Genomic DNA, 8,663 nt, shown 5'->3' on the forward strand with positions numbered 1-8,663 from the left:
GTTGATGCCGCTGGAGTCCATGAACGTCACCTGCCGCATGTCGACCACGACCCGGGGACAGGACTCGTCGGTGGCGTCCAGAGCGTGACGGAGTGTGTCTGCGGTGTGGTGGTCGATCTCTCCGGCCGCAGTCACCACGCGGATGCCGTCGGTGGCGGTGACCACGGCCGACAGCCGGCCCGATTGCCCGGCTCGTTCGGTGTCCGCCATCTGCTCCTCTGCCATGCCGGTGATACTGGCACATCGAGACCCCCGCCCGGAATGCTGCCCCGCATGCCCCGGGTGATGCCCTGGTGTGGCAGAGCCGGCCGAGGGACATGAGGCGTTGCCCGTCCTTGCGGGGGTACGCACGGGGTATGGACGGGGGAGTGAAGGCGGTTGCTATGGGATCGGTGCGCGTGGGCGAGGACGGCGCCGTGCCGCACGGGCGCCCTCTGCGGGTGGCCTTGGACGGGGACGGCACCGTGATCGCCAAGGCCCGTCAGCTGGCCGCCGGCTTTCTCACCCAGATGCAGACCGACCACGGCCTGCACGTCTCGCAGCGCGCCCTGGACCTGACCCAGCTGGTGGTCAGCGAGCTGGTCACCAACGCCCGCAAGTACGCGCCGGGCCCGATCCTGCTGAATCTGCGGATCACCGGCGCGACGGTCGAGGTGGAGGTGTGGGACTCCGACCCGGTCCTGCCCATCGCCCGGGCCGCGGACGCCGGCCGCGTCGGCCAGCACGGCCTGGAGATCGTCATGGCCGTCGCCCAGAGCTTCGAAGCCCGTCGGGAGCCGGTCGGCAAACGCATCACCGCCCGCATCACCCTCACCGACGACCCCAGCGGCTCCCGCACCGGCTGTCCGCCCCCGTAAAGCGGGCGGCCTGGGCCCCGCGTGCCGCCGGTCGGACACGCGGGGCGGCTGGTGGGGAAGGCGCCGCGCAGCGCCCGGTGTCGGACCACGGCGGGCAGCAGGGGAACCGGCATGCCGAGAGGGGCGGAACCGGGCAGCAGGCCCCAGCTCCACCTCGCCGCCGTCCGGGCGGCCGCCGATGCTGCTGCATCCGGCGCGACACCTCAGCCGAGCCGCGTCGCCAGCTCCGGGTAGTCGGCCACGAAGCCGTCCGCGTCGAACAGGACGTCGCTGCCGAAGGTCCCCGAGGAGTAGCGGACCCGCCCGCCGCCGAGCGGGGTGTACGTCTGCCGCGACGGCCGAACCGCCAGGTCCGGCACCGACACCCACGCCATCAGGAACTCCCGCTCCCCGCCCGCCCGGTGCAGCCCGTGGCGCAGCACCGGCAGGGTGTTGGTCAGCGGACACAGGCCGAGGTCGCAGTCGAGGGCGCCGTCGGCCTCCGGCAGCGGCCGGCCGTCGGCGGTCCAGCGACCGTGACCGTCGTGCCGCAGATCGAGGGTGCGGGTGCGGTCGGCGGTCTCGACGGCCACCGTCAGCCGCCGGGTGACGAAGCCGTCCGCGGAGTCCAGCTCGTACGTGAGCCAGTACGGCTCCGGGACGGTGCCGACCGCCCGGCCGCGGGCTTGCAGCGCGCCCTCGGTCAGCTCGGCCCAGGCGGTCTCGTAGCCCCGGCTCGCCGTGACCTCCCAGGTCAGTACCCGTGCAATGGTCATGACGTCACCCTAGGACGGGAGCGGGCCCGGGACCCGGCACGGCAGTGCCGGGGCCCGGCCCCGCGGGGGTTCAGCGCCTGCCGCCCTTCTTCGGGTCGAGCAGGCCCGCGCGGCGCAGGGCGTCCGCCATCGCGCCGTCGGCCGGCGCCGGGGCCTGGCGACCGCCGCCGCCCGCGCGCCCGGCCCCGCCGCCCGCGCGCCCGCCCTGCCGCTGCTGCGGCGGCCGGCCGCCGCGCTGCTGACGGCGCTCGCCGGACGGCTGCCCGCCCTGCGCGGCGGCCTCGTCGTCCAGGCGCAGCGTGAGCGAGATCCGCTTGCGCGGGATGTCGACGTCGAGCACCTTCACCTTGACGATGTCACCCGGCTTGACCACGTCGCGCGGGTCCTTGACGAACGTCTTCGACATCGCGGACACATGGACCAGCCCGTCCTGGTGGACACCGACGTCGACGAACGCGCCGAACGCGGCCACGTTGGTGACCACGCCCTCCAGCACCATGCCCGGCTCCAGATCGGAGATCTTCTCCACGCCCTCCTTGAAGGAGGCCGTCCTGAACGCGGGCCGCGGGTCACGGCCCGGCTTCTCCAGTTCCTTCAGGATGTCGGTGACGGTGGGCAGACCGAACGTCTCGTCCACGAAGTCCTGCGGCCTGAGCGAGCGCAGCACGCCGGTGTTGCCGACCAGCGCGGCCACCTCCTGGCCCGTGGTCTTCACCATGCGCCGCACCACGGGGTACGCCTCGGGGTGCACGCTGGAGGCGTCCAGCGGGTCGTCGCCGCCCCGGATCCGCAGGAAGCCCGCGCACTGCTCGTACGCCTTGGGGCCGAGCCGCGGCACCTTCTTCAGCTGCGCGCGGGAGGTGAAGGGGCCGTTGGCGTCGCGGTGGGCCACGATGTTCTCCGCCAGCCCGGACGAGATGCCGGAGACCCGCGCGAGCAGCGGCGCGGAGGCCGTGTTCACGTCCACGCCGACGCCGTTCACACAGTCCTCGACCACCGCGTCCAGCGAGCGCGACAGCTTCACCTCGGACAGGTCGTGCTGGTACTGGCCGACGCCGATCGACTTCGGGTCGATCTTCACCAGCTCGGCCAGCGGGTCCTGGAGGCGGCGCGCGATCGACACGGCGCCGCGCAGCGACACGTCCATGTCGGGCAGCTCCTGCGAGGCGAACGCGGATGCCGAGTACACCGACGCGCCCGCCTCGGACACCATCACCTTGGTGAGCTTCAACTCGGGGTGCCTGGCGATGAGTTCCCCGGCGAGCTTGTCGGTCTCCCGGGACGCGGTGCCGTTGCCGATGGCGATCAGCTCGACCGCGTGCTGCTCGGCGAGCCGGGCCAGTCTGGCGATCGCCTCGTCCCACCTGTTGGCCGGGACGTGCGGGTGGATCACGTCCGTGGCGACGACCTTGCCGGTCGCGTCGACCACGGCCACCTTCACGCCGGTCCGGAAGCCGGGGTCGAGGCCAAGCGTCGCCCGCGTGCCCGCGGGGGCGGCGAGCAGCAGGTCGCGCAGGTTCGCCGCGAACACCCTGACGGCCTCGTCCTCGGCGGCCGTGCGCAGCCGCAGCCGCAGATCGATGCCGAGGTGGACGAGGATGCGGGTGCGCCAGGCCCAGCGGACCGTGTCCGTCAGCCACTTGTCGCCGGGGCGGCCCCGGTCGGCGATGCCGAAGCGGTGGGCGACGATCCCCTCGTACGACGACGGGCCGTCGGCCGGCTCCTCCGGTTCCAGGACGAGGTCGAGGACCTCCTCCTTCTCACCGCGCAGCATCGCCAGGACGCGGTGCGAGGGCAGCTCGGTGAAGGGCTCGGCGAAGTCGAAGTAGTCGGAGAACTTCGCGCCCGCCTCCTCCTTGCCCTCCCGCACCTTGGCCACCAGCCGCCCGCGCACCCACATGCGCTCGCGCAGCTCGCCGATCAGGTCGGCGTCCTCCGAGAACCGCTCGGTGAGGATGGCGCGCGCGCCGTCCAGCGCGGCCTGCGGATCGGCGACCCCCTTGTCGGCGTCGACGAACGCGACGGCGGCGGCCAGCGGTTCGACGGCCGGGTCGCCGAGCAGCCCGTCGGCCAGCGGCTCCAGACCGGCCTCACGGGCGATCTGCGCCTTGGTGCGCCGCTTGGGCTTGTACGGCAGGTAGATGTCCTCCAGGCGCGCCTTGGTCTCCGCGCCCCGGATGCGGGCCTCCAGCTCCTCGGTGAGCTTGCCCTGCTCGCGCACCGACTCCAGGATCGCGGTGCGCCGCTCCTCCAGCTCCCGCAGATAGCGCAGCCGCTCCTCGATCGTGCGCAGCTGCGCGTCGTCGAGCATCTCGGTCGCTTCCTTGCGGTAGCGGGCGATGAAGGGCACCGTCGAACCGCCGTCCAGCAGCTCCACGGCAGCCTTCACCTGCCGCTCCCGTACGCCGAGCTCCTCGGCGATCCTGCCTTCGATGGACCCTGCTCCGAGGGACCCCGGTGTCGTCACGATGCCGTACCGCCTTCTCCGCTTCGGGTTGCGCGGCAATTGTGGCAGGTGGCACCGACAACCGGGGATCAGGGCAGGTCATGGGCGCGGCAGGCGGTCATGCCCGTCGGGCACTCCGGCCGGAGGAGGAGGCTCCGCCGAACAGCCGGGCCAGCGCCCGGAAGGGCAGGGTCACGACCGTGGCGATGGCGCCACCGATCTGCCGCAGTACGTCCGCAATGGCACGGAACACGTGAATCTCTCCTTCGTCGCTTCGAGTCGCTTCGAATCGCTCTGATTCGAACGTTCGCGCACCTCTCGGGTACCTCGCCGAAGCCGCGGCACACATGGCAGGAAAGGTGGGCTGCTCGTCATTGCGGCCATCTCCCGCGCCCCGAAGAATCGACGCATGCCGCAGCGAACCGTGCTCGTCGTGGTCTTCGACGAGGTGCAGAGCCTCGATGTCACCGGCCCCGTGGAGGTCTTCACGGGCGCCGAGCAGCACGTCCCGGGCTCCTACCGGGTCCGAACGGCCTCCCTGGACGGCGCCCCCGTGCGCACCTCCAGCGGGCTGACCCTGATGCCCGACGGGGCCCTCGCCGGCACCGCCGATCCGCACACCCTGGTGGTCCCCGGCGGGCGGGGCACCCGGCACCCGGACCCCCGGCTGGTCGACTGGGTGCGCCGGCACGGGCCGCGCGCCGAGCGGCTGGTGTCGGTGTGCACGGGGGCGGTGCTGCTCGCCGCGGCGGGCCTGCTGGACGGGCGGCGCGCCACCACCCACTGGGCGTACTGCGACACCCTCGCCCGCAATCACCCGGCCGTCGAGGTGGACCCCGAGCCGATCTACGTCCGGGACGGCAACGTGGCCACCTCCGCCGGCGTCACCTCCGGCATCGACCTCGCGCTCGCGCTGGTCGAGGAGGACCTGGGCCGGGACACCGCCCTCACCGTCGCCCGCCACCTGGTGGTCTTCCTGCGCCGGCCGGGCAACCAGGCCCAGTTCAGCGCCCAGCTCGCCGCCCAGACCGCCCGGCGCGAGCCGCTGCGCGACGTCCAGCAGTGGATCTCCGAGCATCCGGCCGCCGACCTGAGCGTGGAGGCGCTGGCCGCCCGCGCGCGGCTCTCCCCGCGCCACTTCGCCCGCGCCTTCCGCGCGGAGACCGGCATGACACCCGGCCGCTACGTCGACCGGGTCCGCCTGGAACACGCCCGCCGTCTCCTCGAGGACACCGCCGACGGCGTCGAGGAGGTCTCCCGCGCCAGCGGCTACGGCACCCCCGAGGCGATGCGCCGCGCCTTCGTCCGCGCGCTGGGAGCGGCCCCGGCGGAGTACCGCCGGCGGTTCCGCCCCGCGCACACCCCCTGACCCCCCGTCTCCACCACCGAAGGGACCCCGATGCAGATCGCCGTCGTCCTCTACGACCGCTTCACCGCCCTGGACGCCGTCGGACCGTACGAGACCCTCGGCCGCCTGCCCGGCGCCGAGACCGTGTTCGTCGCCGAGCGGACCGGCCCCGTCCGCACCGACACCGGCACCCTCGCCCTCACCGCCGACAAGACCCTCGCCGAGGTGCCGAGCCCGGACATCGTGGTCGTCCCCGGCGGCCCCGGGCAGACCCCGCAGATGGAGAACCGGGCTCTGCTGGACTGGCTGCGGGCCGCCGACGCGACCAGCACCTGGACGACCTCGGTGTGCACCGGCTCGCTGCTGCTGGCCGCCGCCGGGCTGCTGACCGGACGCCGGGCCACCTCCCACTGGCTGGCCCTGGACTTCCTCGCGGGACTCGGCGCCGAGCCCACCGGCGAGCGGGTCGTCTTCGACGGCAAGTACGTCACCGCCGCCGGGGTCTCCTCCGGCATCGACATGGGCCTCGCCCTGCTGGGCCGGATCGCGGGCGACGAACACGCCCAGGCCGTGCAGCTGCTCACCGAGTACGACCCGCAGCCGCCCTACGACGCCGGGTCGCCCGACAAGGCCCCGGCGCACCTCGTCGAGGAGTTCCGCTCCAAGAGCAGGTTCATCCTGACGTAGTCCACGTGAAGCGGGGCGGGCGGCGTTCCAGGAACGCCGTGACGCCCTCCGCGGTGTCGGCGCTCTCCCGCGCCCGCGCCGCCCAGTGGCCGTCCCGGTCGGTCCGGCCGTTCGCGAACTCCTTCGCCGCCGCCTGCGTCAGCTGCGAACGGGCGGCGAGGACTCGGGTGAACTCGGCGACCCGCCCGGCGAGTTCACCCTCCGGCAGTACCTCGTCCACCAGTCCCGTCCGCAGCGCCCGCTCCGCCTCGATCAGCTCGCCCGAGAACAGCAGGTACTTCGCGGCGGCCGGACCGACCAGCGACACCAGCCGCCGGGTGGAGGACGCCGGGTAGACGATGCCGAGCTTCGCCGGGGTCACCCCGAACAGCGCGCCCCGCTCCGCGAACCGCAGATCGCAGGCGGCCGCGAGCTGCGACCCGCCGCCCACGCAGTGCCCCCGGACCGCCGCGAGCGTCGGCTTCGGGAACGCGGCCAGCGCCTCCTCGGCGGCCACGGCCAGCGCCTGCGCCCGTTCCGGGGACCCCTGGAGGGTGGAGATGTCGGCGCCCGCGCAGAAGGTGCCGCCCGCGCCGGTGAGCACCAGCGCGCGGACCTCCGGGTCGGCGGCCAGGTCCGTCAGCAGCGGCGGCAGCGCCTCCCACATCGCGGCGGTCATCGCGTTGCGTTTGGCCGGGTGGTGGATGACGACGGTGGCGACCGAGTCGGCGACGTGGTGCAGCAGCTGGGGCTCCATGCGCGGGATGCTAGCCGCCGAGGGCGTACGTACGATCGACGAGACCCCCCTTGGGCAGCCGCCGGGACGACGAGGAGGCTCTGATGACCGGAGCGACGAAGGCGGGGCCGCCCGGCTGAACCGGGGCTTCGGCCGGCTCACGGCGCTCGGTGTGGTCCTGGTCGTCGCGGATGGTCTCGGACGGCGTCTCCGGCCGGCCGGGCGGCAGCGACAAACCCGTACAACCCGAATAGTTCGCAAAGTCGGCACGAGTGGGGCAGGAGTAGTCCCACAACTGACCGTGTCATACGCCAACGGTCAAAAGCGCTCGATAGTCGCTGACTTGTGTTCAGCTCCTCGGCGTCGGCAGGCGCGTTGTCACCATTCGGCATGTGGTGACAATCGAGCGCGAGGGTGGCGACCGGACGATGGCAGGCGGCGCAGAGGCACCTCTTGAGGAGAAGACGCCCGATCCGCTGCCGTACGAGGGCGTCTGGAGGTTCACCGCCCCCGCCGTCGACGCCTCGGTCCCGCAGGCCCGGCACGCCGTCCGGGACCTGCTGCGTCGACAGGGCGTACCCGTCTCCGACGACGTGGCGCACGCCCTGCTGCTGATCGTGTCCGAGCTGGTCACGAACGCCGTCCGGCACGCGGCGCTGCTGTCGCCGATGCTCGCCGTGGAGATCGCCGTGGGCGCCGAGTGGGTGCGCCTCTCGGTGGAGGACAACCACCCCTACCGCCCCACCGCCCTGGAGGCCGACCACGCGCAGACCGGCGGGCGCGGACTGCTCCTGGTGCGGGAGATCACCCGCGAGGCGGGCGGGGTGTGCGACGTCGAGCACACGACGACGGGCGGCAAGGTCATCTGGGCCGCCCTGCCGCTCGCCCCCGCACGCCCGGTCTAGATCCCGGCCGGGACCGCTACCAGCCCGCGGACGGGCCGGTCAGCTCCCTGATCGCCGGACGGGCCGCGTCCAGGACCGTCATGAACCACGCCGAGAACGGCTCCCTGGCATGCCGCTCCGCCAGCTCGGCCGAGGTCACGAACGCGGTGGCGCCGACCTCCTCCCGGTCCGGGACGAGCGGTGACTGCACCAGGCCCACGAAGAGGTGGTTGTACTCCTGCTCGACCAGGCCCGAGGCCGGGTCCGGGTGGTTGTAGCGGACCGTCCCGGCCTCCGCGAGCAGCGACGGCGAGACGCCCAGCTCCTCGTGGGTGCGCCGGGCCGCCGCCGCGAAGGGCGCCTCACCGGGGTACGGATGGCCGCAGCAGGTGTTCGACCACACACCGGGGGAGTGGTACTTGCCGAGCGCCCGCTGCTGGAGGAGCAGCCGGCCGCGCTCGTCGAAGAGGAAGACCGAGAACGCCCGGTGCAGCTGCCCGGGCGGCTGATGGGCGGCCAGCTTCTCCGCGGTGCCGATCGTGACGCCGTTCTCGTCGACCAGTTCCAGCAAGATCGCGTCCGTGGTGCCGTTCGACGTGCTGTGCGTCGCGGTGGCAGGTGAAATCGGCATACCCATCCTTCGCCTCGTTCCTCGCGCCCCAAGTCTGCCGTACGAATCCGGCACTCCCGGCACTTCCCGGAACGACCCGCATGTCCCGCACGGCAGGCGCCGGAAGGGGGCCCGGGAGGTGAGCGTGCCCGGCGCACCGGACGAGGAACCGCCCGTACTGGTGTGCGCCGGCCCACCCGGTCAGCGGCTCCCGCTCGCCCGTCCGGCCTGATCGGACGAGACACCCTCTAGGAGGTGTCGTCAGACTCCCGTCTGCCCTGCGACGCCCGGCACGTGCTCTCGCCGCACCGGACGAAAGCCCGAGTACGCCCAAGTACGCGGACTTCCGCCCGGCGCGCCG

11 protein-coding genes are annotated in these 8,663 nt (G+C 73.2%); 4 read left to right on the forward strand and 7 right to left on the reverse strand.

Annotated features, from left to right (window positions below; translation table 11 throughout):
• Positions 1 to 225: STAS domain-containing protein (locus CCN42_RS33585; protein ID WP_245877585.1), on the reverse strand; the 225-nt coding region annotated here is incomplete at its 3' end.
• 158 nt (positions 226 to 383) lie between these two features.
• On the opposite strand from CCN42_RS33585, the gene CCN42_RS33590 reads away from it, so the two are divergent.
• Positions 384 to 857, forward strand: a complete 474-nt coding sequence (locus tag CCN42_RS33590) for an ATP-binding protein (protein ID WP_086741225.1) — start codon at positions 384 to 386, stop codon at positions 855 to 857.
• A gap of 203 nt (positions 858 to 1,060) precedes the next feature.
• Here the strand turns inward: CCN42_RS33590 and CCN42_RS33595 are convergent, their stop codons facing one another.
• The 3 genes from CCN42_RS33595 to CCN42_RS45745 form a co-directional block, all read right to left on the reverse strand.
• A complete protein-coding gene (locus CCN42_RS33595) occupies positions 1,061 to 1,612 on the reverse strand; it encodes a putative glycolipid-binding domain-containing protein (protein WP_086741226.1) in 552 nt (183 codons plus the stop codon).
• Positions 1,613 to 1,682: 70 nt separating this feature from the next.
• A complete protein-coding gene (locus CCN42_RS33600) occupies positions 1,683 to 4,079 on the reverse strand; it encodes a Tex family protein (RefSeq protein WP_086741227.1) in 2,397 nt (798 codons plus the stop codon).
• 97 nt (positions 4,080 to 4,176) lie between these two features.
• Positions 4,177 to 4,311, reverse strand: a complete 135-nt coding sequence (locus CCN42_RS45745; RefSeq protein WP_279628009.1) for an LPFR motif small protein — start codon at positions 4,309 to 4,311, stop codon at positions 4,177 to 4,179.
• Between the two features lie 156 nt (positions 4,312 to 4,467).
• Between CCN42_RS45745 and CCN42_RS33610 the strand changes: the two genes are divergently transcribed.
• Together CCN42_RS33610 and CCN42_RS33615 are read left to right on the forward strand one after the other, a co-directional pair.
• Positions 4,468 to 5,427, forward strand: coding sequence for a GlxA family transcriptional regulator (locus CCN42_RS33610; RefSeq protein ID WP_086741229.1), 960 nt, complete (start codon positions 4,468 to 4,470; stop codon positions 5,425 to 5,427).
• Between the two features lie 30 nt (positions 5,428 to 5,457).
• A complete protein-coding gene (locus CCN42_RS33615; protein WP_086172594.1) occupies positions 5,458 to 6,093 on the forward strand; it encodes a DJ-1/PfpI family protein in 636 nt (211 codons plus the stop codon).
• On the opposite strand, the gene CCN42_RS33620 is transcribed toward CCN42_RS33615, so the two are convergent.
• Together CCN42_RS33620 and CCN42_RS33625 are read right to left on the reverse strand one after the other, a co-directional pair.
• Complete coding sequence (locus CCN42_RS33620) at positions 6,080 to 6,829, reverse strand: enoyl-CoA hydratase/isomerase family protein (protein WP_086741230.1); 750 nt, start codon at positions 6,827 to 6,829, stop codon at positions 6,080 to 6,082. The two genes, CCN42_RS33615 and CCN42_RS33620, sit on opposite strands and share 14 nt — an antisense overlap.
• A gap of 10 nt (positions 6,830 to 6,839) precedes the next feature.
• Positions 6,840 to 7,043 (reverse strand): hypothetical protein, encoded by a 204-nt coding sequence (locus CCN42_RS33625; protein WP_086741231.1) that lies wholly within the window; start codon positions 7,041 to 7,043, stop codon positions 6,840 to 6,842.
• A gap of 193 nt (positions 7,044 to 7,236) precedes the next feature.
• Between CCN42_RS33625 and CCN42_RS33630 the strand changes: the two genes are divergently transcribed.
• Complete coding sequence (locus tag CCN42_RS33630; protein WP_086172596.1) at positions 7,237 to 7,713, forward strand: ATP-binding protein; 477 nt, start codon at positions 7,237 to 7,239, stop codon at positions 7,711 to 7,713.
• A 16-nt stretch (positions 7,714 to 7,729) separates the two neighbouring features.
• Here CCN42_RS33630 and idi read toward each other — a convergent pair whose 3' ends face one another.
• On the reverse strand, positions 7,730 to 8,323 hold the full coding sequence (gene idi, locus CCN42_RS33635) for an isopentenyl-diphosphate Delta-isomerase (protein ID WP_086741232.1): 594 nt from the start codon (positions 8,321 to 8,323) through the stop codon (positions 7,730 to 7,732).
• Between the last annotated feature and the right edge of the window lie 340 nt (positions 8,324 to 8,663).

Origin of the sequence: Streptomyces glaucescens (assembly GCF_002154375.1) — a bacterium.
In the GTDB taxonomy this organism is placed as follows: Bacteria; Actinomycetota; Actinomycetes; order Streptomycetales; family Streptomycetaceae; genus Streptomyces; species Streptomyces glaucescens.

Bases quoted from the DNA above. Each gene is read 5' to 3' on its own strand.
- CCN42_RS33590 (WP_086741225.1), top strand. From the start codon at position 384: ATGGGATCGGTGCGCGTGGGCGAGGACGGCGCCGTGCCGCACGGGCGC.
- CCN42_RS33595 (WP_086741226.1), bottom strand. From the start codon at position 1,612: ATGACCATTGCACGGGTACTGACCTGGGAGGTCACGGCGAGCCGGGGC.
- CCN42_RS33610 (WP_086741229.1), top strand. From the start codon at position 4,468: ATGCCGCAGCGAACCGTGCTCGTCGTGGTCTTCGACGAGGTGCAGAGC.
- CCN42_RS33615 (WP_086172594.1), top strand. From the start codon at position 5,458: ATGCAGATCGCCGTCGTCCTCTACGACCGCTTCACCGCCCTGGACGCC.
- CCN42_RS33620 (WP_086741230.1), bottom strand. From the start codon at position 6,829: ATGGAGCCCCAGCTGCTGCACCACGTCGCCGACTCGGTCGCCACCGTC.
- CCN42_RS33630 (WP_086172596.1), top strand. From the start codon at position 7,237: ATGGCAGGCGGCGCAGAGGCACCTCTTGAGGAGAAGACGCCCGATCCG.
- idi (WP_086741232.1), bottom strand. From the start codon at position 8,323: ATGCCGATTTCACCTGCCACCGCGACGCACAGCACGTCGAACGGCACC.